This is a genomic window from Streptomyces sp. AA4, assembly GCF_000158875.1.
In the GTDB taxonomy this organism is placed as follows: domain Bacteria; phylum Actinomycetota; class Actinomycetes; order Mycobacteriales; family Pseudonocardiaceae; genus Amycolatopsis.
The window spans coordinates 7,243,602-7,268,431 of sequence record NZ_GG657746.1; the positions used below are offsets into that span (position 1 = coordinate 7,243,602).

Below are 24,830 nucleotides of genomic sequence, written 5' to 3' on the forward strand. Positions count from 1 at the left end.
TCCTATTCGCGAAGGCCGATGGCGTCCATGGGCTTGGCGTGCAAGGTGACCCGAGTGGACAGACCGAGCGAGACCAGGCTGAGCAGGAATGCTCCGGCGATGATTCCGCCGAACACCGCGGGCGTTCCGGACGGCAGCGGAGTGTCGCGCAGGGAAAGATTGAGCAGTACCAACGGAATCGCTGCCACCACGGTGCCGAGCAAGGCCGCGATACCAGCGGTCGTCAAGGCTTCCAGGCGCATCATCCGCACGACCTGGCCGCGCGTGGTGCCGATCAACCGCAGCAGCGCGAACTCCCGCGACCGCTGCGCGGTGGTCATCACCAGCGTGTTGGCCACCGAAATCACCACGTAGCCGAGGATCACGCCGACCGCGACGAGGTTCAGATAGAACTGCTGTTGTCCCGAAGCGCTTTCCACCGCGGAAAACGTGGAACCGGGCGTCACGGTGAGGCCGGGGTAACGCGCGCTGAGGTCGCGCAGGGCGGCGGTCACCGCGGCCGGATCGGCCTTCGGGTCTTGGCGCACCAGAACGGAATTGTCCATCCGGTCGCCGGTGTGCGCGCGAGCCAGTTCGGAGGGCAGCACGTACTCGCCGAAGGCCTGGTTGTGCGTATAGACCGCGACCAGTTTCACCTTCGCGGGACGGCCGTCGGCGAACCAGAAGTCGACCTCGTCGCCGATTTTCTTGTCGTACCAATCGGCCTCGCCCTTGCTCATCGCGACGGCGCCGCCGCGCAGGTCGGCCAGATTCCCGGACACGACGCCGAGGTCGAGCACGCCGCGGACCTGGTCGCCGTCCAATCCCTGCGCCGGGTACTTCATGACGCGCAGCCGCTTGTCCTCCTGGACCGTCGTGACGACGTCGGTGCGGATCACCGAGGTCGCCGCCACGACGCCGGGAATCGCCCGCGCCGCCGCGGCGACTTCCGGGGACAGGGCGCCGGTGGTGCTCGTGAGGACGTGGTCCGCGGTGGTCGACCGGACGGCCTGCTCTTGCTGGGCCGCGGCGGACGACGTCTGGCTGTAGAACATCGAGATCGCGAACGCGACCGCGAGCATCACCGGGGTCACCGCCGACGCGAGGCGCCGGGCGTTGGCCTGGCTGTTCGCGGCGGCCAGGTAGCCGCTGATCCGCGAGACGCCGGAGTAGACCGGGGCGATGATCCGGGTCATGAAGGCGACCACCTTCGGCCCGAGCACCGAGAGCCCGATCACGACCACCAGCGCGGACATCGAGGAGGCGGCCAGCGCACCCGGGCCGGTCACGTACATCGGGACGGTCGCGCCGCCGAAGCCGAGCACCACCAGCAGCCAGCCGATCAGGACCCGGCTCCGGCCGAGTTCGCGGCGTTCGACAGCCGCCTCGCCGAGCGCTTCGATCGGGCGGATCGACGACGGACGCCGGGCCGCCGACCACGCCGCCAGCCGCGCCGCGCCCATGCCGAGCAGGAACGCGACGACGAGCGGGAGCGGGCCGATCGCGAGACCGAAGTCCGGCGGAATCACGCCGATCCCGGCGAACGCGTTGCGCAATCCGTAGCCGACGGCCACGCCCAGTCCCGCGCCGAGCACTCCGGCGAGGGTCGCGACCAGCATGGTTTCGGCGCTGATCAGCTTGCGGATCTGCTTCGGCGTGGCCGCGATCGCCCGCAGCAGCGCGAATTCCCGCCGCCGCTGGTTGATCACCAGCGCCAGCGTGCTCGACACGACGAACACCGCGACCAGGATGGCGAACCCGCCGAAGGAACCGGCGAGCGCGAACAGCATTACCCGGGTTTGGCTCACGTCGAGGAATTCGACCGTGCTGCGGCCCATCCCGGTGGTCACGGTGACCGGTTCGCCCTTGACCGCCGCGCCGATGCGGTCTTCCAGCTCGCCCGCCGGCACTCCGGGTGCGGCGAGCACGCCGACCGCGTGCACCTGGCCGGGCTTTCCGGCGAGATCCGCGGCGCGCGCGGCGGAGAAGAACAACGCCGACTGCCGGGTCAGCCCGTTGCCGGATTTCGCCGCGGCGATGCCGGTGACCAGGAACTCCATCGGCGTGGAGCGGGTCGAGATCCGCACCGTGCTGCCGACCGAAACGCCGCCGCGCGCCGCCAGTTCCGCGTCGAGGACGACCTCGTTCGCCGCTTCGGGCGCGTGGCCTTCGCGGAGGGTGAACGGGGCCAGCACGGCCGCGTCCCAGTTGTGTCCGCGCGACTGCGTGCCGTTCGGGCCGGTGAGCACCTTGCCGCCGGCCGTCACGACGTTCGCCGGGAAGTCCTGCTCCGGCACCGCCTGGCGCACCCCCGGCACCTCGGCGATCCGCTTGACCAACGTCTCGGGCACCGTCGTCTGCTCGGTGACCTGCTCGGACTCGCCGAAATCCGCGCCCGGCGGTTTCGTCGTCTGCACCCCGCCGACCACCACGGCCGCGTCGGCGTACCGCTGGGTCGGGACCCCGGCGCGCAGGCCGGATTCCATGAGAATGCCGCAGCCCGCGACGAGCGCGGTGCCGCAGAGAATCGCGATGAACGCGCCGACGAACCCGCTCAGCCGGGCCTTCGTCGTCTGCCAAGCCAACGACCACATGGCGGTCACCACTCCCCGAGGTGGGTCATCCGCTCGGCGACCCGTTCCGGGGTCGGCTGCGGGAGATGGCCGGCGAGCTTGCCGTCGGCGAGGAACAGCACTCCGTGCGCGGCGGACGCGGCGACCGGGTCGTGGGTGACCATCAGCACGGTCTGGCCCATCTGGTCGACCACGGTGCGCAACAGGTCGAGCACCTGCCGGGCGGTGCGGGTGTCGAGCGCGCCGGTCGGTTCGTCGGCGAGCACGACCTCGGGCCGGGTGATCAGCGCGCGGGCGATCGCGACGCGCTGCTGCTGCCCGCCGGACAGTTCCGCCGGGCGGTGTTCGAGCCGCTTCGCGATGCCGACGCCGTCGACGATCTCGCGCAGCCAGCGCGCGTCCGGCTTCTTGCCGGCCAGCCGCATCGGCAAGGTGATGTTCTGCAGCACGTTCAGCGACGGCAGCAGGTTGTAGGCCTGGAAAATGAACCCGATCCGGGTCCGGCGCAGTTCGGTGAGCGCGCGCTCGCGGAGCCCGCCGAGTTCGGTTTCGCCGAGCAGCACGCGTCCGGAACTCGGCCGGTCCAGTCCGGCGGCGCAGTGCAGGAAGGTGCTCTTGCCGGATCCGGACGGCCCCATCACCGCGGTGAACGAGCCTCGCTGGATCCCGACCGACACGCCGTCCAGCGCGGTGACCGCGCCGTCGCCGGAGCCGTAGATCTTGCGCACCGCTTCCAGCCTCAGGGCGTGTGTTCCGCCTGTGTTCATGTTCGTGTCGCTCCTCGGACCAGCAGATTCTCTGTCGGTAACGAAGCTATGGCGGCGGGTGCGCGAAAACGATCCCGAGCGCGGGAGTCTTGGGGGTAGCGCAGGCACCACCACCCCCGGTGGGGAAGTCCTAATGGGACACTGTGCGGGTGAAAGGCTGGCTGCGCTCGTGGTGGTCCGGACTCCGCTACTTGCTGGTCGGGGCCGCGACCTCGTTCCTCGCCATGCTGCTTTTCTTCGCCATGGCCGTCGTGCTCATGACGTGCCTGATCGGCGTCGGGATCCCGGCGCTGCCGGTCGCGCTGAAGCTGATCCGCCGCCCGCTGCGGTTCGAACGCCGCCGCGCCGGGCGCAGGCTGGACGAGCCGATCGCGGAGCCGTACGCCAACGTGTCGCCGATTCGCGACCCGGCGAGCCTGCGCGACCTCGCGTGGCTCGCGGTGCACGCGGTGGTCGGCTTCCTCGTCGGAATTCTCGCGTTCGGCCTGCCGCTCGGCGGGGTGCGGCAGATCCTCACCGGCCTGTTCTGGTGGCTGGTGCCCGGAGGGATCCCCAGTTCGCTGGAGTTCGTGGTGAACTCGTGGCCGCTGGCCGCGCTCTGCGTGTTCAGCGGGCTCGTGATGATCGCGCTCACCTTCTGGGCCTCGCCGCTGGCGCGCTGGCAAGCCCTTGCGACGCGGGCGTTTCTCGGCACGAAGCCGGGTGCCGCGCTGACCGACCGGGTCGTCGAGCTGACCGCGACCCGTGCGGCCGCGCTCGAGGCGCACGGCGCCGAACTCCGCCGGCTCGAACGCGACCTCCACGACGGGACGCAAGCGCGGCTGTCCGCGGTCGTGCTGCAGCTCGGGATCGCGGACCAGCTTTTCGAAGGAAACCCGGCCAAGGCACGGGAATTGCTCGGCAAGGCGCAGGACGCGGCCACCGAAGCACTCGCCGAACTGCGCACGGTCGTGCGGAGCATCCACCCGCCGCTGCTGACCGATCGCGGCCTCGACGGCGCGATCACCGCCCTCGCCGACCGGTGCGCGGTTCCGTGCACTGTGGACGTTCGCAGCAGTGCGCGGCGACCGGCCGCGGTCGAGGCGGCGGGGTACTTCATCGTCGCCGAAGCTCTCGCGAACGTGACCAAGCATTCGGGCGCGAAACACGCGTCGATTACGCTCGACGGCACCGTCGACACCCTGCGGATCCGCATCCGCGACGACGGACGCGGCGGGGCGGACGAATCCCAGGGCAGCGGGCTGGCCGGGATCCGGAAACGCGCCGAGGCCTTCGACGGGACGGTCACGCTCACGAGCCCGCCCGGCGGACCGACTGTTCTGGAAGTGGAGTTGCCATGCGGGTCGTGATCGTCGAGGACGACGCCCTGCTGCGAGAAGGTTTGGTCCTGCTGCTCGACACCTCGGGCATCGAGGTCGCCGCGGCTTTCGACCACACCGACGAGTTCCTCGCGTTCGTCCGCGAGGACCGTCCGGACGCGGTGATCACCGACGTCCGCCTGCCCCCGACGCACACCGACGAGGGCCTGCGCGCGGCCGTCCAGGCGCGGCAGCTGCACCCCGGGCTGCCGGTGCTGGTGCTGTCCGCACACGTGGAAACCGGCTACGCGGCCGAGCTTCTCGCGGACGGCAAGGGCGCGGTCGGGTACCTGCTGAAGGAACGCGTCGGCAAGGTCGCCAAGTTCCTCGACTCGCTGCACCGGGTCGTGGAAGGCGGCACGGCGATGGACCCGGAGGTGGTGACCCAGCTGCTGGCCCACCGCCGCGACCCGCTCGACGCCCTGACCGCCCGCGAACGCGAGGTGCTCGGCCTGATGGCGGAGGGCTACAACAACGCCACGATCGCGGAACTGCTGGTGGTCAGCGACGGGACGGTGCTCAAGCACATCCGCAATATTTTCGCGAAACTGGGCCTGCCGGAGGACAGCGGGCACCGGCGGGTGCTGGCGGTGCTGGCCTACTTGAACGGGAAGAGGTAGCGCAGGCGCTACCACGAAGTTGGGGGTCTGCGGCGTGGTCGCCGCCGTCGCCGCTCCATAGTGTCCTGGGCATGGAAACTTCCCGAAGCCGCACCGCCGGCGGCCCCGTTGTGACTACCTTGCTGTGGCTCGTTTTTCTCGCCGGCGCCGCGGCCAATTCGATCGGCCAGTTCGCCGGGCTGGAGGACACTTACCGGTACCTCGGCGGCGGAGTGGCGGTCGTGTGCCTGGTGCTTCTTCTCGTGCGGTTCCTGGCCCGGCGCAAGGACTGACCGACAGAGGGGCTGGGCGGGGAAACCCAGCCCCTCGACCGTCAAGACACCTTGGGCGTCGCGCGGGCGCCGAAGTGCAGGTACGGCTCCCCCGTCGACAGGGTGTAGAAGAGCACCGGCGTCCAGAACTGCCCGCCCGGCATGCGGAGCAGGAACAGCGTGTCCGAAACCGCCTCCAGATCGAATTCCTGGACCTTGTCCGGCATCAGCTCCGCCAGCGGTCCGGTGGTCGTGTACACGATCCGCAACCCACCCTCGCGCTCCACGACCTCGATGTGCGCGCCAGCCCGTTCGTAGACGCCCAGGTGACGGGTCACGTCCACCTCGACCGGCGTGGCCGGGGGTTCGAGCGGACGCGGCATGGCGACGTCGGCGAGTTCGGCGAAGATCTCCCGGTACAGCTCGGTGAACAGATCCCGCGCGTGACCGCCGTTCGTCAGCAGCGTGACCGCGAGGCCCGCGTCCGGCAGCAGGCGCAGGAACGCCGACTGGCCGATCGTGTTGCCGTCGTGGCCGATGACGCGGCGGCCGCCCCATTCGTCGCGGATCCAGCCGAGGCCCCACGAGTCGCCGAGGGTGTGCTTGTCCGGGACGTCGGCCTGCTTTTCCGCCATCGCCGCGGCCGATTCCGCCGACAGGATCCGCGTGCCGTCCGCGGTCAGGCCGCCGGTGAGGTGCAGGCGGGCGAAGGCGAGGACGTCCGCGGCGCGGGCGGAGATCAGGCCGGCCGGTCCGGCCGAACGCGGCAGTTGCCACACCGGAGCCGGGGCCGGGTCCTCGCCGTCCGGCGCGACGTGGCCGACGGCGGCGCGGAACAGCAGCGCTTCCTCCGGCAGCGTGACCGTGTGCGTGAGGCCGAGCGGGGTGTACAGCTTCTCCCGCATCGCGGCGTCCCAGGTTTTCCCGGTGAGCTTCTCGATCACCCGGCCCATCAGGACGAAACCTGAGTTGCAGTAGGAGAAAGTCGCGCCGAGAGGATGGTTCTGCGCGGCCTCGTCCAGCAGCTCGACGAACTTCTCGATGCAGTCGTCGCCGCGGCCGGTGTCGGTGAAGATGTCGCCGTCGATGCCGCTGGTGTGCGTCAACAGGTGCCGCATGGTGACGCGCTTCGTCACCTCCGGATCGGACAGCCGCAGTTCGGGCAGCACGTCGACGATCGGCGCGTCGAGGTCGAGCAGGCCCTCGTCGACCAGCTGCATCACCACGGTCGACGTCCACACCTTGGAGATCGAGCCGATCTGGAACAGCGAATCCTCGGTGACCTCGACCTCGGTCGTCTTGCTCAGCACGCCGTGGGTCGCGAACACCTCCTCGCCGGTGTCGACGCGCAGAATGCCCAGCGACGCACCGGGAATGTCGTACTTGCGCGCCAGTTCCGCGAGCCGCCGGCTCCAGTGCGCGGCCTCGATCGGCACCCGCGAACCCGCGTACTGCTCGACCCAGTCGACCACGCGCCGGTTGTAGTCCGCGCGGTGCGAGGGCGGACCGTCCAAAACGAACAGATGCGCGCCGCCCGGGTACAGCACCAGCCGGGACGGCACGTCGCGCTCGCGCAGCGCGGTGAACCACTGCTCGGCCTGCCCGACGGGACAACGGACGTCCTCGCCGCCGTGCAGGATCAGCGTCGGCGTGCGGACGTTCTCGACCTGCGAGTGCGGAGAGGAGCTCTCGTACTGGCCGGACGAGAGCCCGGAGAATTCGTTGACCGCCATGAAATGTCCGCCGTCGGACGTGCCGGCCAGGCTGGTCAGGTCGCTGACCACGCCGCCCGCGACAGCAGCGGCGAAGCGGTCGTCGCGGCTGGTCAGATAGCAGGTCATATAGCCGCCGTAGCTGTACCCGGTGACGGCGAGCCGGTCCGGATCGGCGAGGCCTTCGGCGACGAGCTGGTCGATCGGTTCGAGGAAGTCCGGTGCGTCCGCTTGTCCCCACGCGCCGATCGCGGCGGTGTAGAAGGCTTCGCCGTAACCGTCGCTCGCTCGCGGGTTGATCAGCAGGACCGCCCAGCCGCGAGCGGCGAGGGTCTGGTGGTACAGGTGGATCGAGTCCGCGGCGCCGTTCCAGGCGTTGTGCGGACCGCCATGGATGTCGATCAGCAGCGGCTGTGCACCGGTGCGTTCGGTGTCGCGGATGAGCCAGCCCTGGACGACGGTGCCGTCGCTGATGGTGAATTCGCGCGATTCACGCGGGAACAATTCCACTTCGGACACTGCGTCGCCGTGCTTCGTCCGCACGTCGACCTTGCCCGTGGTGCGGTCGAGAACCGCGACCTCGCCGAAGGAATCGGCGGTGGCCAGCACAATCGCCGCCCGGTCGCCGACCAAGTCCATTCCGGACACGACATTGCCTTCCCCGGTCAGCACCGCACGCGGTTCGCCGCCGGCGAGGTCCACTTCGTACAGATGAGTGCAGCCGCGGTCGCGGATCGCGAACAGCACGACGTCGCCCGCTTCGGTCAGCTGCGGCAGCGCACCCGGGTAACCCGGGCCGCCGGGCATCACGTTGCGGTCGAGGCTGGCGGCAAGGTCGACCGTCTCGCCGCCGTCCAGCGGCACGCGCAGCAGGCCGAGGTGCCCGGTCGCGGTGTCGGTGCGGCCGACCACCAGCAGCGCCTTGCCGTCCTTGGTCCAGCCGACCGTGCCAGCCATGCCCTGGTCGGTGCCGACCAGCCGCGGTTCGGCGTTGCGCTCGGTGACGTCGAGGACGTAGGCGGCGGACCGGAAGGTGAGGTCGGCGTCGTCGTCCAGGGCCGCGGTGAACGCCACGTGCGTGCCGTCGGGCGACCAGGCGGGCTGGCCCGCGTGCCAGTCGCCGAAGGTGTGCTGCTGGACTTCGCCGGTCGCGACGTCGAGGACGTGCACGTGGCTGCGGAGCGTCTTCAGCAAGCCGGGGCCGTCGGACTTGTAGTCCAGCCGCTCGGCGACGATCGGCGTGTTCTCCGGCGGCGCTTCGACCACCGCGGCGAGGTCGATCGCCGAGGAGAACGCGATTTTGCTGCCGTCCGGGCTCCACACCGGTGCGCCCGCGCCGAGCGGAAGCTTGGTGAGCTGCTCGGCCTCGCCGCCGTCCGCCGGAAGCACCCAGACCTGCGGCGGACCGTCCTGGGCGCGCAGGAAGGCGAGCCGGGACCCGTCCGGGGACCATTTCGGCGCCGCGTCCGCGTTCCCGCGCGTGAGCTGGCGGGCTTCCCCGGACGAAGCGCCGACCGTCCACAGCGCGTCGACGTTCCGGTCTTCTTCCCGGTCCGCGGTCCGGACCACGTAGGCGATCCGGCTGCCGTCCGGCGAAAGCGCGGGCTGACTGGGCGCGGCGAGGTCGTACAGGTCATCGATGCCGAGACGGCGGGTCATACGCTGGCTCCTTGGGAGATCGCGGGCTCGTGGCCCTCGGATTCGGAGAAGTGGCAGGCCGACGCGTGCCGCCGGGGCGCGGAGTCCTCGGCCGGATCCGCGCGGAGGCAGATCTCGCGGTCGCTCCGCACGAGCGGGCCGACCGGGCAGCGCGGGTGGTACCGGCATCCGGCGGGCGGATGGTGCGGATCCGGCGGTTCCGCGTCCGCGGTCGCGCCGGGTTCGGCGTCGAACAGCGACTTGTGCGCCGACGGAGCTGCGTCGAGCAGGTCGCGGGTGTAGGGATGCTGCGGATCGGTGAGCACCTGCTGCGCCGGTCCGGCTTCGACGATCCGGCCGAGGTACATCACCGCGACGAAATCGCTGAGATACCGGATCACCGCGAGGTTGTGCGAGATGAACAGCATCGACAGACCGAGCTGCCGCTGCACTTCACGCACGAGATTGAGCACCGCGCCCTGCACCGAGACGTCGAGCGCGGAGGTGATCTCGTCGGCGATCAGCGCCTCGGGCCGACCGGCGAGCGCCCGGGCGAGCGCGACGCGTTGCCGCTGCCCGCCGGACAGCTGGCCCGGCAGGTGCGCGGCCCGTTCGGGATCGAGATTGACCAGCTCCAGCAGCCGGGCGACCTCGGCCGAGCGGTTCGTCCCGCGCGGCATCGCCTCGGCGATCGACTCGCCGATGGTCATCCGCGGGTCGAGCGAGGAATACGGGTCCTGGAACACCATCTGCAGCGGACGCCGGCGCGGCAGTTTCCGCACGTCCACGCCGCCGAGCAGCACCCGTCCCGCGCTCACCGGCGACAATCCGACGGCCGCCCTCGCGAGCGTCGATTTGCCGGAACCCGATTCGCCGACGAGGCCGACGACCTTGCCCGCCGGGACGGTCAGCGAAACGCCGTCCACCGCGGTGAGCCCACGCCGTCCGCCGTACCGGACGCTGATCGAGTCGAAAACCAGTTCGCTCATTCCGCCCCTCCCGCCACGACCGCCGCGCCCACTGCTTCCGACCGCCCTGTTTCCGACCCTGCCGCATCCGGATGCCAGCACGCCACCCGGTGTTCCGGCGCGAGCACGGTCAGTTCCGGGTCCTCCTCGCGACACCGGTCGGTCGCCAGCGGGCACCGGCTCGCGAACGCGCAGCCGGGCGGCATCTGGTCCGGTTCCGGCGGACGGCCGGGAATCACCGCGAGCGGCGCGGCCAAATCTGTTTCCAGGTCGAGCGTCGTGGCCAGCAGCGCCCGCGTGTACGGATGACGCGGCGTGAGGTCCGGCCCGGCGGCGGGCAGATCCTCCACGATCCGTCCCGCGTACATCACCAGAATCCGTTCGCACGTCTGGGAAACCACCGCGATGTCGTGGCTGATCAGGATGATCGCGGTGTCTCGTTCGGCGCGGGTTTGGGCCAGCAACCGCAGCAGCTGCCGTTGCACGGTCACGTCCAGCGCGGTCGTCGGTTCGTCGGCGATGATCAGCCGCGGGTCGCCCATCAGGCCCATGCCGATCATCGCGCGCTGCCGCATGCCGCCGGAAAACTCGTGCGGGTACTGCTTCGCCCGCCGTTCCGCCGCCGGAATCCGGACCGCGCGCAGCCGGTCGATCGCCCGCTCGAACGCCTTGGCCCGCGAAAGCCCGTGGTGCTGCTCGGAAACCTCGGCGAGCTGGCGGCCGATCCGCCGGGTCGGGTTGAACGACGTCATCGGGTCCTGGAACACCATCGCCAGCGACGTCCCGAGCAGCGTCCGCAATTCGCGTTCCGGCGTGGTGAGCACCGGAGTGCCGGCGAAGTCCAGCCGGTCCGCGGTCACCGAACCGGGCGCTTCGATCAGCCGCGACACCGCGAGCCCGGTCAGGCTCTTGCCCGAACCGGATTCTCCGACGACCCCGATCGCCTCCCCCGCCCGCACGGTGAAGCTCACGCCGCGCACCGGAACCGTCCAGCCCGTCGGCCGGGGAAACGCGACTTCCAGGTTCTCGACCACCAGCACGGCGTCGTCCGCTGCCACCAAGTCCACTTTGGACTTCCGAAGCACCCGGGGAGCCAGCCGCGGCAACCTGGTCCGCACGCCGATCACCCCGGCGACGGTCTCGCCGAACAGGTTGAACGCGAGCCCCGCGATCACCACCGCGACGCCGGGGGCGAGCGCGGCCGCCGGGTTGATGTAAATGCCGTTGAGGCCTTCGTTGAGCAGCCGGCCCCAGTCGTACTCCGGAGCCTGCACGCCGATCCCGAGGAACGACAGCCCGGAGAACGCGAGCAGCGCACCGCCGGCGCCCATGGTGGCGTTGATCGCCAGCGGTTCCCCGATGTTCGGCAGGATGTGCCGGAACAGCAACCGGATCCGGCCGACTCCGGCGACCCGGGCGGCGGACACGAAGTCGCGTCCGGCGACCGAAGCCGACAACGTCTGCGTCAGCCGGGCGAACTGCGGGGCCAGCGCGAACCCGATCGCCATCACCGCGCCTTGCGTGCCCACGCCGAAAATCACCGCGAAGAACAACACCAGCAGCAGGCCGGGGAACGCGACCGCGATGTTGATCGCCGCCGTCAGCAGCCTGCCGAGCGGACGCGGCAGCACCGCGGGCAGCATGCCGAGCACGAGTCCGGTCGCGACGCCGAGCGCCGCGGAGATCAGCGCCAGCAGCACCGAAAGCCGGGTCGCCACGAGCACGCGGTAGAAAATGTCGCGGCCCAGTTCGTCGGTGCCGACCAGGTGGTCGCCCGACGGGCCCTGGCTGATCGCGTTCGTGTCGATCGCCGAGGCCGCGTCCTGCCACAGGATCGGGCCCAGCACCGCGAGCGCCAGCACCAGCACGAGCAGGCCGGCGGCGAACGCGCCGAGCGGGGTGCGCACGGCGGCCAGCCACTGTTGTCCGCGCCGTTTCGCCATCTCAGTTCTCCCGGATCGTCGAACGCGGATCGAGGACCGCGAGCAGCAGGTCCACGATGAGGTTCACCAGCAGCACGCCGATGCCGTACACGAGCACGATCCCCTGCACAAGCGGATAGTCCTTCTGCAGAATGGATTGCGAGATCGTCGAACCGAGTCCCGGCCAGGCGAACACGTTCTCCACCAGCACGGTGCCCGCGACGAGGCTGGTGAGCATCAGCCCGCCGAGCGTGAGGGTCGCGGTCAGCGCGTTCGGCAGCGCGTGGCGCAGGTAGACCAGCCGGGCGGGCAGCCGTTTCGCCCGCGCGGTGCGGACGAAATCGTTGCCCAGCACGGAAAGCGTCTCCACGCGGACGATCCGGGACAGTGTCGAGGCCGGGCCGAGCGCCAGCGCGATGACCGGCAGCACGAGCGAACCCGCGCCCTCGTGTCCGGCCACCGGGAACCAGCCGAGTTGCACCGCGAAGAACGCCACCAGCGCCACCGCGAGCAGGAACTCGGGGATCGCGGCGAACAGCACGGTGGTCGACGTGAACCCGAGTTCGGTGCCGCGGCGGCGGCCGCCGCGGGTCAGCACGGCGAACGTCAGCCCGAGCGGGATCGCCAGCCCGATCACCACCACGAACGCCGGCAGCGCCAGCTGCAGCGTCGCCGGGAGCCGGTCGGAGATGACGTCGCCGACCGGTTGCCCGGTCAGCATCGACGTGCCGAAATCACCGCGGAACAGCCCGGCGAAATAGTCGAGATACTGCTGCCACAGCGGATGGTCCAGCCCGAGCGCGGCGCGGCGGGCGTTGACCAGCTCGATCGGCGCGGTCAGGCCGAGCGCCGCGCGCACCGGATCGCCGGGGATCAGCTGGAGCATCAGGAACGCCATGGTCACCAGCACCCACAGCGACACCACGAACCGTCCGAGGCGGCGGGCGCCGAAGGTCAGCCAGGGACTGACCTTCGGGCCCGCGACGGCGACAGTGCCGGTCATTCCCGTCATCAGGCGTACATCCGGATGGTGGACGGCTGGAGGTAGCCGTTGACGATCTCGAACTTGGCGTTGCTGCCGTAGGTCGGGATCACCGAGTTCGCGAACAGCACGGCGTCCTGCCTCTCGAACAGCGCCGATTCCGCGGCCGTCCAGTCCGCGCAGCCCGCTTCCCCGGCCTGCGTGGCCGCCTTGGCGACCAGCGACTCGTACTGCGGGTTCTTGATGTGCGCGAAGTTCGTGCCCTGCGGCGGTTCCCCGCCGGACATGAACGGCACCAGCTGGCTGGGCAGGGTGAGACCGACCGGCGCCATCGAGATGTCCCACTCGCCGGTGGCGAACAGCAGCTGGCTCAGCCCCGGGCTGTCGACGCCCTTCAACGTGACGTCGACGCCGACGCTCTTCCAGCCCTGCTGCATCAGCTCCGCGCCCGGGGGCATCGTCGGACCGGCCTGCGTGCCGTAGATCGCGGTCAGCGCCAGCCGCTTCCCGTCCTTCACGCGGATGCCGTCCGGTCCCGGTTTCCAGCCCGCCTGATCAAGGGCCGCCTTGGCCGCGGCGACGTCGAACCCGGGGATCTTCCCGGTGACCGAATCGCCGTCGCACGGCCGCGGTTCGATCGTGACCATGCCCTTGACCGGCGCGCCGCCGTCGCGGGTCAGCACCTTCGCGACCTGCGGGAGGTCGATCGCCTGGACGAGCGCGCGGCGCATCGCCTGGTCCGCGCCGAACCGGCCGGGCGCCTGGTTGAAGAACAGCTCGCCGAACGGGGACACGATGTCGGCGTGGTAGAGCCGCTGCGCCTTGAGCCGCTGCTGGTCCTGCCCGATCACCGAGCCGGCGTTGACCTCGCCGGACAGCAGCAGGTTCGACATCGTGGTCATGTTCGGGATGATCCGGACGTTGATCTTGTCCGGCAGGCCCTTCTGTTTCGGGTCGAACTGGCCGGGACCCCACGTGTAGTCCTTGCGCCGGGTCAGCGTGTAGTGGTCGTTCGGGACGATCTCGGTCATGGTGAACATGCCGGTGCCGTTCTCGCCCTTGGCGAGGGTCTTGCGGTCGGCCAGCCCCTTCGCGCAGACGATCGGCAGACCGGCGATGTTGCGCAGCAGGAAGGCGTCCGGCGCTCCGCTGGTGATCGTGACCGTGCCCTCGCCGGCGACCGCCTTCGTGCGCGGGGCCACCGTGACGCCGGCGAGCGGGGATTTGTTCGCCGGGTCGCCGACGAAGTTGATGTTCGCCGCCACGTCGGCCGCGGTCAACGGGCTGCCGTCGGCGCAGGTGATGCCCTTGCGCAGGGTGAAGGTCGCGGTGGTCGTGGTGGCTTCCCACTTCTCCGCGAGCGCCGCCTCCGGATCGCCCTTCGCGTTGAGGTTGATCAGGCTGTCGTAGAGGAACCCGTCGAGGTTGCGGGCGACCGACAGCACGGTGATCGCCGGGTCGAGCGTTCCCGGATCGGTCGGAATGGCATAGGTGAACGTCTTGCCGTCGACCAGTTTCTGGTTCGCGGTCCGGTCCGTCCCGGATTGCGCTGATCCCCCGCACGCGCTCACGGTCAAGGCCACCACGCCCGCCATCGCGGCGGTGAGCCGGGCAGTTTTCATGGGATTTCTCCTACGGGGTCGCGCTCTGGAGGTGGTCGATCGCCAGCCGGGCGGCGGCGCCGATGGACGCGTCGACCGCGGGAAGGCGGTCTTCGAGAGAATGCGCGCGAGTGAACACCGCGACCGCGAACTGGCGGCCGTCCCCCAGGGTCACCACTCCCGCTTCGTTGCGGATTCCGGGCAGAGTCCCGGTTTTCGCCGCGACTCGCACGCCGGACGGGAAGCCCGACGAGAGCCGGTGCGGCCAGATCTGCTGCGCCATGATCGTGCGGACCCGTTGGCACGCTTCGGGTTCGCCCGCCCGGTCGGTCCAGATCGCGTCGAGCAGTTCGGTGATTTCGCGCGGTGTGGACGACGTGGTGCGTTCCGGGTCCCGGACCGCCAGTTTGTCCAGCTGCTCCGGCGTGGCCTCGCCGAACAGCGCCTCGAGATCGGATTCCGGGGTGCCGCCGAGATCCGCGATGACGGACGCGAACAGGTCCTCGCAGCAGCCGATCAGCCGGGTCCGGGCGAGCCCGAGATCGGCCAGCACCCGGTCCACCGTTTCCTGGCCGAGCCGGTGGTAGACGACGTCGGTCGCGGCGTTGTCGCTCATCGTGAGCATGAAGTGCGCGAGGTCGCGCCAGCTCATCTCGACGTCGTCGGCGCAGCCCGCGGTGCCGATGCCGCCGGTCCGGTACCGCGCGGTCACCTTGGTCCGTTCGGTGTCGTCCAGCCGGCCGGCGGTGACCTCGCGGGCATAGGCGAGCGCCACCGGGATCTTGAACACCGACGCGAGGACGACCGGATCGTCCCCGCCCGCCGACACGTCGGGCCCCGGCACGCCGATCTCCCGGGCGTGCAGGAACCCTTCCGCGCCAGCGTCCGCGAAAACAGCTTCGATCCGCTCGCGGATCCCGCTCACTGGGAGACCCGTCGGTCCGCGCGTCCCGTGTGGATGAACTGCGCGCGGCCGTTGCCGTCGTCGCCGATGAAGGCGTGTGCCAGGTAGACGCCCGGCAGCTGTTCGGTCTTCGCGACGAACGTGTCGCCCCGATACGGGAACAGCTCTTCCTTCTCCGAGGGCGCGACCATCTCGGCGAAGATTCCCTTCGGGGTGCGCTTCATCCAGAGCTTGCCGTCCTCCTCGGTGACGACGGTGTCGCCGACCATCGACGTGTACTCGCCCAGGTAGCGGGACAGGTCGGCGGGCGCGGCGGCGGGGTTCGGCTCGGGCCGGGCCGGAACGGTGACGCCCGCGAGTTCGTCCAGCAGCTTCGTGAAGATCTCCTGGTACGCGTTCAGCGGCTGCCCGCCGTTGGTCAGCAGCGCGACCGCCACGCCCTTTTCCGGAACCACGCGCAGGAAGGACGACTGGCCGATGGTGCCGCCGTCGTGGCCGATCACCTTGCCGCCGTCCCAGTCGAAGAGCATCCAGCCGAGACCCCAGTGGTCGGACATGCCAAGGTCGGGCACGTCCACCTGCGATTCGCGCATCGCGAGCAGCGATTCCGGCAGGACGACCTGGGTGCCGTCGTCGGCCTTGCCGTCGTTCAGGTGCATCCGGACGAAGGTCAGGAGATCGCGCGGGCGCATCGCGAGCGTCGACCCGGCCGGCGCGTTCGAGCGCGTGAGCGCCCAGACCGGCGCGGGCACCGGGTCCTCGCCCGGCTTCGGGGAAATGTGGCCGATCGCGGCGCGGTAGCGGATCGCGTCGTACGGACCGGAGGCCGCGTGGGTCAGGCCGAGCGGCGCGAAGAGGTGCTCGCGCACGCAGTCGTCCCAGCACTTGCCGCGCAGCACCTCGATGACGCGGCCGAGCACGCAGTAGCCGGCGTTGTTGTAGGAGAAGCGCTCGCCGGGCGGGAAGAGCTGCGGCACGTCGGACAGCGTCGCGACGAGCTTCTCCACGCAGTCGTCGCCGGGTCCGGTGTCGGTGAAGATGTCGCCCTCGAAGCCGGAGGTGTGGCACGTGAGCTGCCGGACGGTGATCACCGCGGCGGCCTCGTCGTCGCCGAGCGCGAACTCCGGCAGGTAGTCGCGCACCGGCCGGTCGAGGTCCAGCTTGCCCTCGTCGACGAGCTGCATGGCCAGCGTGGTCGTCCACACCTTGGTGATCGACCCGATCTGGAACACCGAGTCCACAGTGGACTCCACGCCGGTGCCCTTGTTGACGACGCCCGCCGCGTGGTCGATCACCTCGCCGTCGGCGAGCACCGCGATCGCGGCTCCGGGAACCTGATGCTTGGCCAGCAGAGCGGCGAAATTCTCCTGAAGCCAGGTCTCGATTTCGGAAATTTTCGACATGTGCACCTTCTGTCCGGGGGATGGTGGACCGGCGTTTCGGAAATGCTAGGTCGGTGGCGGACATCACTTGTTCGTCCGGACCGAGGAGAGCGCGGGGAAAGTTCCTCCGCTCCGACGAATCAGGCCGCGCGCAGGGACTCCACTGCCGTCGCCGCGGCGAAACCGATGAACGCGTCGCGCTCGGGCACCCGGGAGCGGGCGTCCTCGGCGCGCGTGAACACGGCGACCGAATACCGGCCGCCGTCCGGGTACTCGACCACGCCGACCTCGTTGCGCACGGCGGGCAGGGTCCCGGTTTTGCCGCTGGTGCGGATCCCGTCGTCCGGGAACCCGGAACGCAGGCGGTGCGGCCAGACCTGCAGTTCCATCCAGCGCCGGACGTCCGCGCACGCTTCCGGCGCGGCCGCCTCGTCGCGCCAGATCAGTCCCAGCAAGCGGGTCATTTCGGCGGCGGTGGTCCGGCAGGATTTTTCCGGTTGCAATGCGCGCAATCCGGAAACCTGTTCGTAGGTCAATTCGGCGAGCGCCCGTTCGTCGTCCTCGTACGAGAGGCCGAGATCTTCGCCGATCGTGGCGAGCAGTTCGGCGCAGTCCTGCGGCACGACGGTGTGCGTGAATCCGAGGCGCCGCAACGTGCTGTTGACCGCGTCTTTGCCGATCTCGGCGAGAATCAGGTCGGTGGCAACGTTGTCACTGATTCCGATCATCAGGATCGCCAAATCGTGCCAGGACATCAGGACTTCGTGGCGGAAGGTGGCGAGGCCGTACGGACTCGGCGTCGGATGCCCGGGCTTGACCGCGATCCGGGCGCCGAGATCGAGCGTTCCGTCGGCCGCCTGGCGGGCCAGTTCCAGCGCGATCGGGACCTTGAACACCGACGCGGGGACGACCGGAACGTCCTCGCCGATCCCGAGGCTGCGGTTTCCGTCGACCTCGGCGGCGTGCAGCCGGACCTCGACGCCGACCTCCTCGGCGCGGCGGGCGATCGTTTCGGATGCGGTGGCCATGACCCTCCTGTCTACTGTGGACATACCCGGCAGCGGGCAGGAGGTCTTGGCGCGAAAGCGGAACCTCGCTGTTCCGGCCTGCCGATTTCCCCATTGTGTTGGGCCCGGCGGGGACCGGGGTTGGTGCGATCGCAGGAAGGTTGCCAGGAGGTTTCCTGTCGGTGGAGCAGGGCGGGGGCTGGGTTCTCGTGAGTGGCAGAACCGGCCTAGCCACTCACGACGTCTCCTCGGCCCTTTCCCCGCGCGGCAGCAAGTGCAATTGCACCATCGCGGCGAACCGGTCCCCCGGATCGTCGAGATCGATCCCGCCGACCTCGGCGAGCCGGCGCAACCGGTACCGGAAGGTGCTCGGATGCACATACGCCGCCGCCGAAGCCGCGCTGATGTCGCCGAACGAATCGAGCCAGCAGCGCAATGTGTGCACGAGCTGCGACTGGTGCTTCGTGTCGTATTCCAGCAACCGCGCGATCGGGCCGGTCGCCACATCGCCGCGCGCGGCGGAAAGGTCGGCCAGCTCCAGCATCAACGCCTCGATATGCGCGTCCTCGGCGGTGATCACCCGCTTCGTGCCGCCGTTGGTGAGCAACACGCGCAACGCGCGGTCGGCCCCGTCGCGAGAGGCACGCAGGCCGGACCCGTCCAGCGCCAGCGGGCCGATGCCGATCGCCGCGGCGACCCGGCGGCCGGTGCGCTCCAGGAAGGTCGACGCGACGCGCGCCGAGCGTTCGCGGCAATCGCCGTGGTTCCCGGGCATCGGGACGATCCCGTACGCGACGTCGCCGACCAGTGCGACCGCCGAGCGGGGCTGCACCGCGCTGAGGTGCATGGCGAACGCGTCGGCGACCCGCTGGCGTTCCGTGACCAGCCGGAGGTCGTCGTCGGGCGCCTCCAGCAGGCCCATGGCGAGCACGATCGTGGGCTGCCCCAGCAACCCGAGCCGCGCGATGGCTTCCTGCGCACCGGAACCGCCTTCGAGCGCGGTGCTGACCAGATCGGCGCGCAACCGGCGTTCGACGTCGGCACCCGCACGCAGCCGAAGCATGTGCAGCGCAACGATTTTCGACGCGTCGATCAGCGCCGCGGTACGTTCCTCGCTGAGCTCTTTGTCGACAGCGGCCCAAATCGACCCGAGGACCTCGTCCCCCGCCCGGACCGCGAGCGCGGCGCGAGTCATGACGATTTTCTTGTCGTAGCCGTCTCCGGGATAGACGTAGACCGGGCCCTGCTCACGGTAGAGCCGCTCGAAAACGCCGTCCTTCTCCAGCTCGCGAGTGAATCGTTCCGGCACTTGGCGACCGAGGATCGTCTCGACGCGCGAGGGGTCGGCTTCGTCCTGGCGGCCGGAGAACGCGAGGACGCGCGAGTTGCGGTCCTCGATGGTGACCGGCGCGTCGAGCAGCGCGGCGATGGCGTTGGCGAGCGCGAAAAGATCGCCGGAAGGCATCCCGCCGAGCGTCTGCGGGGAAACGTCGCCGACGTCGCCTTCGGCGAGCAGCGTGCGGAGCATGGCGGCCAGCTGCGCCCACGACGCGCCGCTGGCGAGGCCGAGCAGCGCGACCCCGGAGGAATTGGCCGCCCGCACGAGTTCCGTCGAGGCCGCGACCGGCGACCGCACGACCAGCGCGGTCGCCCCGCGCGCGGCGACGGCGTGCAGGAGCTGCCCGATCTCGCCGGATTCGCGGACCCCGACGCCGAGGACCACCGCCTGGGCCGGGAACTCCGCGTCGTCGTGCGGATCGTGGATCACCACCCCGCCGAGCTGGCGTCGCGTGTCCCGTCCGACGGCGACCGGTTCGAGGAGCACGTCCCCGAGCGCTTCGAGGACGCGTCCCAGACTCGTGTGCGGCTTGCTCGGCACCGGTGTCAGCACCCCCCGAAGGTAGATCCGGCCTCGTGCGGACCGGCTGGTCCGATCCGACCAAATCTACCTCCGGAATTCGTAGCGGGCTACGAACCGATCCACAGCTTTGCCGTGGTCACCTCGTCCAGCAGCTCCGGAATCGGTGCGACGCCGAGACCCGGTCCGGTCGGCACCGGCAGGTGCCCGCCGGACAGCACGAACGGTTCGGTGATGTCGGTCCGGTAGAACCGGTCCGACGCGGAGGTGTCGCCGGGCAGGGTGAAGTTCGGCAGCGAGGCCAGCGCGACGTTCGCCGCCCGGCCGAGGCCGGTCTCGATCATCCCGCCGCACCACACCGGGATCCCGTGCGCGGCGCACACGTCGTGCACCCGCCGCGCTTCCAGGTAACCGCCGACGCGGCCGGGTTTGATATTCACGATCTGGACCGCGCCCAGTTTGATCGCGTCCGCCGCCGCGCGGGCCGACACGATCGACTCGTCGAGGCAGATCGGCGTCTGGATCCGGCGCGCCAGTTCGGCGTGGCCGAGCACGTCCTCCTCTTCCAGCGGCTGCTCGATCAGCAGCAGGCCGAACGGGTCGAGCTTGGCCAGCTGCGGCGCGTCGCCGAGGGTGTAGGCGGTGTTCGCGTCGACCTGCAGCAGCACGTCGTCGCCGAAGCGTTCGCGGACCGCGCGCACCGGCTCGACGTCCCAGCCGGGTTCGATCTTCAGCTTGATCCGCACGTAGCCCTCGTCGAGATACCCGCCCACGACGTCGAGCAGCTGCGGGATCGTGTCCATGATCCCGACCGAAACGCCGCACGGCACGGTATCGCGCACCGACCCGAGTTCGGCCGCGAACGACCGGTCGTGCGCGCGGAGTTCGGCGTCCAGCACCGCCATCTCCAGCGCGCCCTTGGCCATCCGGTGGCCCTTGAACTTCGCCAGCAGCGGCGTCACCTTGGCCGCGGTGACGTCTTCCGCGGCCAGCAGCGCCGGGATCAGGTGGTGCCGCAGCACGTGCTCCGCACCGTCGTTGTACTCCGCCGAGTACAGCGGTCCGGCCATCGTCACGCATTCGCCCCAGCCCTCGCCGGCCGGCGTGACCGCGCGCAGCAGCAAGAGTTCGCGCACGGACTGGGTGCCGAACGAAGTCCGGAACGGGGCGACGAGCGGCATCTGCACCCGGCGCAGTTCCACACCGCTGAGTTTCACTGCTCCTCCTTGGAGATCACGTAAAAGCCGGTTCGGTCGAAGCCGGTCACCCGGCCGCCGTCGGCCATCAGCCCGCCGAGCGATTCGCGCAGCGCGGCCCGCCACGCGTCGGCCCGGCCGGGATCGGTGCTGCGCAAGCCTTCGATGTCGGACGGGACGGCGACGAGCACCACCGGGGCGTCCGCTTTGCCCGCAGCCGGACCGCCGTCTGCGGCGACTTCGAGGGCCACTGCCGCGCCTTGGTCGAGCAAAGCCTTCGCGTCGGTGCGGATCGGCTCGCCGAAGGCGGCGGCCCGCACGGTCGGGCTGGCCAGTTCCCAGGACACCATGAGCCGGTCGGTGTCGCCGGAACCGTTGATTCCGTCCGCCATCGGGCCGTAGAAATCCCGCAGGTACCGCACCGGGAGCGCGCCGAGTTTGCCGAGGTTGAAATAAGCGTTGCGGCGCACCAGCGGATCGAAGGTCCATTTGATCGCCGAGACGTCCTGCGCCAGTGCCCAGCCGCGCTGGTGCAATTTCAGCGCGTATCCGATTCCGCGGCCCGCGCCGGCCTTCGCCACCCCGGCGATGTGACTGTGCAGGCTGCCTTTTCCGGGATTGCCGAAAAAGCCGACGCACGCCCCGAGCATTTCCCCGTCTGCGAACGCGCCCGCCACGTAATTCCCGGCCGACGACAGCGCGCGCAGCAATTCCGTGGTCACCGGCCGGGTTCCCGGCGCGGACCGCCAGATGGTCTCGAACAGCACCCCGACCGCCGTCATTTCCGCGATCTCGGTGATTTCCCGGACTTCGACCCCCGAGGCGGCGGCCGCCGCCCGAGCGGCCGCGACCGCCTCGTCGCACGTTTCCGCCGCGACGGGTCTTTCCGTGTTCATCGCAAGATTCGTCACGGGATGATCCTTTCCCGGCTTCCCTGCCGACGTCACCGTCGGGCTCGACCAGAATCGCCTTCCGGATTCGTCGGAACCGACGGACTTCCCTTGGTCAGCACGTTCTCCACCAGTGCGGCCAGCAACGCCGTCCGCCGCGGCAATTCCTCGACCAGGACATGTTCGTGATCGGCGTGCGCTCCGCCGCCGACCGCGCCGAGACCGTCGAGCGTCGGCACGCCCAAGCCCGCGGTGTAATTGCCGTCCGAAGCCCCGCCGACGGCCGCTTCGGTCAATTCCGGCAACCCCAGTTCCGCGGCCAATTCCTTCGCCAGCCCGAACAACGCGGCCGAGGAAACCGCGTCCAGCGGCGGCCGGTTGATCCCACCGGTGATCCGCACCTGCGCGTCTTTCAGCACGGGTTGCAACGCGCGCACTTCCCGGTCGACGCGGAGCTGTTCTTCCTCGTCCCACACGCGCACATCGACTTCAACCGCGGCTGCGGCAGGCACCGTATTCACCGTGGTCCCAGCCGAAAGCACCGTCGGCACCACGCTGGTCCCACGCTCCGGACTGGCGAGCGCGGCGACCGCGAGCACCTGGTGCGCGATCTCGATCCCGGCGTTGATCCCCTTCTCGGGTTCGAGCCCGGCGTGCGAGGCGCGTCCGGTCACCTCGATCCGGTAATGGGAAACGCCTTTGCGGCGGGTCTTGATCGCGCCGCCGTCCGCCGAAGCCTCCAGCACGAACGCCGCCGCGCAACCCCGAGCTTCTTCCTCGATCAGCCCACGGGACGACGGCGAGCCCAGTTCCTCGTCGCCGGTGACCAAAATAGACAGTCCACTTCGGTCAGTCAGCGAAGCCGCGACATGCAACGCCATCACGACGCCGGTCTTCATGTCGAAGCAACCCGGACCGCGCAAGACCCCGTCCTGCACGGAAAACGGATGCGTCTCGAGCGAACCCAGCGGCCAGACCGTGTCATGGTGGCCAAGCAGCAACACGCGCGGCGGGCCGTCCCCGAACCGCCAGCGCAGATGCGTCCGTCCGTCCAGGACGATCCGCTCCGGTTCCACGCCGAGCAATGCCTTGCCGACGCCGGTCAGCACATCCGCGCTGTGCGCCACCGCGGCGAGATCGGAGGACGGGGACTCGCAGCACACCAGCGTTTCGATGTCGGCGAGCAAAGCGTCCAGATTGAACTCGGTCATCGCGGCTCACCCCGCAGCGGCTGGCCGGGAAACGCGTCGGTGAGCAGCTGTCCGTCGCGCACCACCGGAGTGCCCGCGACGAACAGGTGCCGGACGCCGACCGCGGGCCGGGTCGAGTCGAAATACGTCGCGGTGTCGGTGATCGCAGCCGGATCGAGGACGACGATGTCCGCGTCCGCGCCGACGTTCAACCGGCCCTTGGTCCGTGCCCCGGGCGCGACCTCGTCGAGCACCCGCGCCGGCAGGTAGGAACACCGCCGGAACGCTTCCAGCCACGTCCAGACCCCGGCCTCGCGCACCATCAACCGCAACGACTTCGAATACGTCCCCGCCGTGCGCGGATGCGTCGCACCACCGGGCGGCAGCGGCCATTCGGTGGATTCGTTGGCCCCGTTCGGCCAGTACACCGGCATCGCGTCGCTCGCGACGATCGAATCCGGGAAGGCGAGCGCCTGGTGCAGCAGAGCGCGATCGACCGGGTCGTCCTCGTCGAGGAACTCCAGGATGCACGGCGCACCCGGCATTTCGGCGCGGACCTGCAGCAACCGGCCCTCGTCCGCGATCCGTTCGCCGGTCTCCAGCAGGATCACCCGAGACGGGTTGAGTCCCTTCATCTTCAGCCGCTCCGGCGTGAGGAACGCCGCGCCGACCGCGGTGCTGCCCGCGCCGTACGGATAAGCCTCGACCGTCACCCGCGACCCGGCGGAACGGCCCGATTCCAGCGCGGCGAGCACGCGGTCGATGTGCCGTCCCGAGGTGCTGTTGACGTGGCAGTGGTGCATCGCCGCGCCGGTCTCGGCCGCGACGATCGCGATCTCCTCCGACCCGTCGGCGGGCGTGCCCGGATCGACCTCGACCAGCTCGCGGACGTGCGTGTACGTCGGCGCCTCGGCCTGTTTGGCGAGCTTCGCCAAGGCCAGGAACTCGGCCGGATCGCTGGCCGGCGCGTACCCGAGCAGCACGCCGACGCCGAGCGCGCCCGCCGCCAGCTCACCCTCCACAAGGGACAGCCAGGCGGCCAGCTCGGTCTTCGACGACGACCGCTGCCAGGCCGGATTGCCGAGCACGGAAAGCCCGGTGTTGATGTTGGCGTCCGGCTCGATGCCCGCGAGCACCTTCGCCCGCGCGGAACCCCACGAGGCCGAGAAGCCGTAGTGCAGCGGACGCCCCGCCGCGGCGGCGTCGGCGTAGGCCCGTTCGACCGGCATCAGCCCGGCCTCCAGGTCGAGCGCCGTGGTCACGCCGTCCATCGCCTGCAGCCGCTGTCCGGCAATCGAGTGCACGTGGCTGTGCAGGTCGATGAACCCCGGCCCGACGACGCACCCGGCGACGTCGATCTCGACCTGGTCGTCGGCACTCGGCAATCCCGGTCCGACCGCGATCACCTCGCCGTCGGATACCAGCACGTCAGCTGTGCCGTCGAAGCCCGTGGCCGGATCGATGACGCGACCGCCACGCAGCAGTGTCCGCATGCTTGCCTCCTCGCCTCGCTGCTGGCGACCCTAGGAGGTTTCCCGGGCAGTACGTTCGTGCGCGCGGACGAATCCGGGGCGGCAGATCTCTCCGCGCGCACAAACCGGAATTCGCTGGGCGAGGGAGCGCGAGCGCCCTAAGCTCGCGGACATGGCCTGCCGGATCACCGAACTCGTCCTGGACTGCGCGGACCCGCAACGGATGGCCGATTTCTGGTGCGAAGTCCTCGGCTACGTCGAACTCGGCTGGGACGGCGACGACCTGGAGATCGGCCCCGCAGCCGGCTTCGGCGGCCCGCAGCCGACGTTGATCCTCAGCCGCAGCACCGACCCGAAACCGGCGAAACTGCCGCTGCACCTGGACGTGAACCCGACCGACCGCGACCAGGACGCGGAACTGGAACGCCTGCTCGCGGCCGGGGCGCGGCCCGCCGACGTCGGCCAGACCGGCGAGGAGTCGTGGCACGTGCTCGCGGACCCGGAGGGGAACGTGTTCTGCCTGCTCCGCCGCCGGGTCGACCCGGTACCGGACTGAGCGG

19 protein-coding genes are annotated in these 24,830 nt (G+C 70.1%); 4 read left to right on the forward strand and 15 right to left on the reverse strand.

Translation table 11 applies throughout. The features are described from left to right. Nucleotides 1-2: 2 nt before the first annotated feature. A complete protein-coding gene (locus tag SSMG_RS32920) occupies nucleotides 3-2,573 on the reverse strand; it encodes an FtsX-like permease family protein (protein ID WP_078561171.1) in 2,571 nt (856 codons plus the stop codon). Nucleotides 2,574-2,578: 5 nt separating this feature from the next. Then, the gene (locus tag SSMG_RS32925; RefSeq protein ID WP_037715632.1) at nucleotides 2,579-3,319 is read right to left on the reverse strand and encodes an ABC transporter ATP-binding protein; all 741 of its coding nucleotides are present in this window, start codon (nucleotides 3,317-3,319) and stop codon (nucleotides 2,579-2,581) included. Between the two features lie 149 nt (nucleotides 3,320-3,468). Between SSMG_RS32925 and SSMG_RS32930 the strand changes: the two genes are divergently transcribed. The 3 genes from SSMG_RS32930 (at nucleotide 3,469) to SSMG_RS32940 (ending at nucleotide 5,569) form a co-directional block, all read left to right on the forward strand. After that, the gene (locus SSMG_RS32930) at nucleotides 3,469-4,668 is read left to right on the forward strand and encodes a sensor histidine kinase (RefSeq protein ID WP_037715635.1); all 1,200 of its coding nucleotides are present in this window, start codon (nucleotides 3,469-3,471) and stop codon (nucleotides 4,666-4,668) included. Then, nucleotides 4,656-5,297, forward strand: coding sequence for a response regulator transcription factor (locus SSMG_RS32935; protein ID WP_009083281.1), 642 nt, complete (start codon nucleotides 4,656-4,658; stop codon nucleotides 5,295-5,297). The genes SSMG_RS32930 and SSMG_RS32935 overlap by 13 nt, the downstream gene beginning before the upstream one ends. A 71-nt stretch (nucleotides 5,298-5,368) precedes the next feature. After that, nucleotides 5,369-5,569: a hypothetical protein gene (locus tag SSMG_RS32940; protein ID WP_009083283.1), complete on the forward strand. Its 201-nt coding sequence runs from the start codon at nucleotides 5,369-5,371 to the stop codon at nucleotides 5,567-5,569. Nucleotides 5,570-5,610: 41 nt separating this feature from the next. On the opposite strand, the gene SSMG_RS32945 is transcribed toward SSMG_RS32940, so the two are convergent. From SSMG_RS32945 to SSMG_RS33005, 13 genes are all read right to left on the reverse strand, one after another. Continuing rightward, a complete protein-coding gene (locus tag SSMG_RS32945) occupies nucleotides 5,611-8,919 on the reverse strand; it encodes a serine hydrolase (RefSeq protein WP_009083285.1) in 3,309 nt (1,102 codons plus the stop codon). Further along, nucleotides 8,916-9,887: an ABC transporter ATP-binding protein gene (locus tag SSMG_RS32950; RefSeq protein ID WP_009083287.1), complete on the reverse strand. Its 972-nt coding sequence runs from the start codon at nucleotides 9,885-9,887 to the stop codon at nucleotides 8,916-8,918. The genes SSMG_RS32945 and SSMG_RS32950 overlap by 4 nt, the downstream gene beginning before the upstream one ends. Continuing rightward, nucleotides 9,884-11,809 (reverse strand): dipeptide/oligopeptide/nickel ABC transporter permease/ATP-binding protein, encoded by a 1,926-nt coding sequence (locus tag SSMG_RS32955; protein ID WP_009083288.1) that lies wholly within the window; start codon nucleotides 11,807-11,809, stop codon nucleotides 9,884-9,886. The genes SSMG_RS32950 and SSMG_RS32955 overlap by 4 nt, the downstream gene beginning before the upstream one ends. A gap of 1 nt (nucleotide 11,810) precedes the next feature. After that, nucleotides 11,811-12,791, reverse strand: a complete 981-nt coding sequence (locus tag SSMG_RS32960) for an ABC transporter permease (RefSeq protein ID WP_037718388.1) — start codon at nucleotides 12,789-12,791, stop codon at nucleotides 11,811-11,813. An 8-nt stretch (nucleotides 12,792-12,799) separates the two neighbouring features. Next, the gene (locus SSMG_RS32965) at nucleotides 12,800-14,392 is read right to left on the reverse strand and encodes an ABC transporter substrate-binding protein (protein WP_009083292.1); all 1,593 of its coding nucleotides are present in this window, start codon (nucleotides 14,390-14,392) and stop codon (nucleotides 12,800-12,802) included. A 10-nt stretch (nucleotides 14,393-14,402) separates the two neighbouring features. Next, nucleotides 14,403-15,296, reverse strand: a complete 894-nt coding sequence (locus SSMG_RS32970; RefSeq protein WP_009083294.1) for a serine hydrolase — start codon at nucleotides 15,294-15,296, stop codon at nucleotides 14,403-14,405. Then, a complete protein-coding gene (locus tag SSMG_RS32975) occupies nucleotides 15,293-16,678 on the reverse strand; it encodes a serine hydrolase (RefSeq protein WP_009083296.1) in 1,386 nt (461 codons plus the stop codon). Before SSMG_RS32975 ends, SSMG_RS32970 begins: the two co-directional genes overlap by 4 nt. A 119-nt stretch (nucleotides 16,679-16,797) precedes the next feature. Then, nucleotides 16,798-17,685: a serine hydrolase gene (locus SSMG_RS32980; protein WP_009083297.1), complete on the reverse strand. Its 888-nt coding sequence runs from the start codon at nucleotides 17,683-17,685 to the stop codon at nucleotides 16,798-16,800. A 214-nt stretch (nucleotides 17,686-17,899) separates the two neighbouring features. After that, nucleotides 17,900-19,555, reverse strand: a complete 1,656-nt coding sequence (locus SSMG_RS32985) for a CdaR family transcriptional regulator (protein ID WP_037715638.1) — start codon at nucleotides 19,553-19,555, stop codon at nucleotides 17,900-17,902. A gap of 77 nt (nucleotides 19,556-19,632) precedes the next feature. Next, nucleotides 19,633-20,739, reverse strand: coding sequence for an o-succinylbenzoate synthase (gene menC / locus SSMG_RS32990; protein WP_009083301.1), 1,107 nt, complete (start codon nucleotides 20,737-20,739; stop codon nucleotides 19,633-19,635). Further along, nucleotides 20,736-21,629, reverse strand: coding sequence for a hypothetical protein (locus SSMG_RS32995; protein ID WP_037715641.1), 894 nt, complete (start codon nucleotides 21,627-21,629; stop codon nucleotides 20,736-20,738). Before SSMG_RS32995 ends, menC begins: the two co-directional genes overlap by 4 nt. A gap of 32 nt (nucleotides 21,630-21,661) precedes the next feature. Next, nucleotides 21,662-22,819 (reverse strand): M20 family metallopeptidase, encoded by a 1,158-nt coding sequence (locus SSMG_RS33000; RefSeq protein WP_078560978.1) that lies wholly within the window; start codon nucleotides 22,817-22,819, stop codon nucleotides 21,662-21,664. Then, nucleotides 22,816-24,291: an amidohydrolase family protein gene (locus SSMG_RS33005; RefSeq protein WP_037715643.1), complete on the reverse strand. Its 1,476-nt coding sequence runs from the start codon at nucleotides 24,289-24,291 to the stop codon at nucleotides 22,816-22,818. The genes SSMG_RS33000 and SSMG_RS33005 overlap by 4 nt, the downstream gene beginning before the upstream one ends. 151 nt (nucleotides 24,292-24,442) lie before the next feature. Between SSMG_RS33005 and SSMG_RS33010 the strand changes: the two genes are divergently transcribed. Next, the gene (locus SSMG_RS33010) at nucleotides 24,443-24,826 is read left to right on the forward strand and encodes a VOC family protein (RefSeq protein ID WP_009083308.1); all 384 of its coding nucleotides are present in this window, start codon (nucleotides 24,443-24,445) and stop codon (nucleotides 24,824-24,826) included. The last annotated feature ends 4 nt before the right edge of the window (nucleotides 24,827-24,830 follow it).

Coding starts and splice junctions, on each gene's coding strand:
- SSMG_RS32975 (WP_009083296.1), bottom strand. CDS start 16,678: ATGTCGAAAATTTCCGAAATCGAGACCTGGCTTCAGGAGAATTTCGCC.
- SSMG_RS32950 (WP_009083287.1), bottom strand. CDS start 9,887: ATGAGCGAACTGGTTTTCGACTCGATCAGCGTCCGGTACGGCGGACGG.
- SSMG_RS32965 (WP_009083292.1), bottom strand. CDS start 14,392: ATGAAAACTGCCCGGCTCACCGCCGCGATGGCGGGCGTGGTGGCCTTG.
- SSMG_RS32945 (WP_009083285.1), bottom strand. CDS start 8,919: ATGACCCGCCGTCTCGGCATCGATGACCTGTACGACCTCGCCGCGCCC.
- SSMG_RS33010 (WP_009083308.1), top strand. CDS start 24,443: ATGGCCTGCCGGATCACCGAACTCGTCCTGGACTGCGCGGACCCGCAA.
- SSMG_RS32940 (WP_009083283.1), top strand. CDS start 5,369: ATGGAAACTTCCCGAAGCCGCACCGCCGGCGGCCCCGTTGTGACTACC.
- SSMG_RS33000 (WP_078560978.1), bottom strand. CDS start 22,819: ATGACCGAGTTCAATCTGGACGCTTTGCTCGCCGACATCGAAACGCTG.
- SSMG_RS32935 (WP_009083281.1), top strand. CDS start 4,656: ATGCGGGTCGTGATCGTCGAGGACGACGCCCTGCTGCGAGAAGGTTTG.
- SSMG_RS32980 (WP_009083297.1), bottom strand. CDS start 17,685: ATGGCCACCGCATCCGAAACGATCGCCCGCCGCGCCGAGGAGGTCGGC.
- SSMG_RS33005 (WP_037715643.1), bottom strand. CDS start 24,291: ATGCGGACACTGCTGCGTGGCGGTCGCGTCATCGATCCGGCCACGGGC.
- SSMG_RS32925 (WP_037715632.1), bottom strand. CDS start 3,319: ATGAACACAGGCGGAACACACGCCCTGAGGCTGGAAGCGGTGCGCAAG.
- SSMG_RS32920 (WP_078561171.1), bottom strand. CDS start 2,573: ATGTGGTCGTTGGCTTGGCAGACGACGAAGGCCCGGCTGAGCGGGTTC.
- SSMG_RS32960 (WP_037718388.1), bottom strand. CDS start 12,791: ATGACCGGCACTGTCGCCGTCGCGGGCCCGAAGGTCAGTCCCTGGCTG.
- SSMG_RS32955 (WP_009083288.1), bottom strand. CDS start 11,809: ATGGCGAAACGGCGCGGACAACAGTGGCTGGCCGCCGTGCGCACCCCG.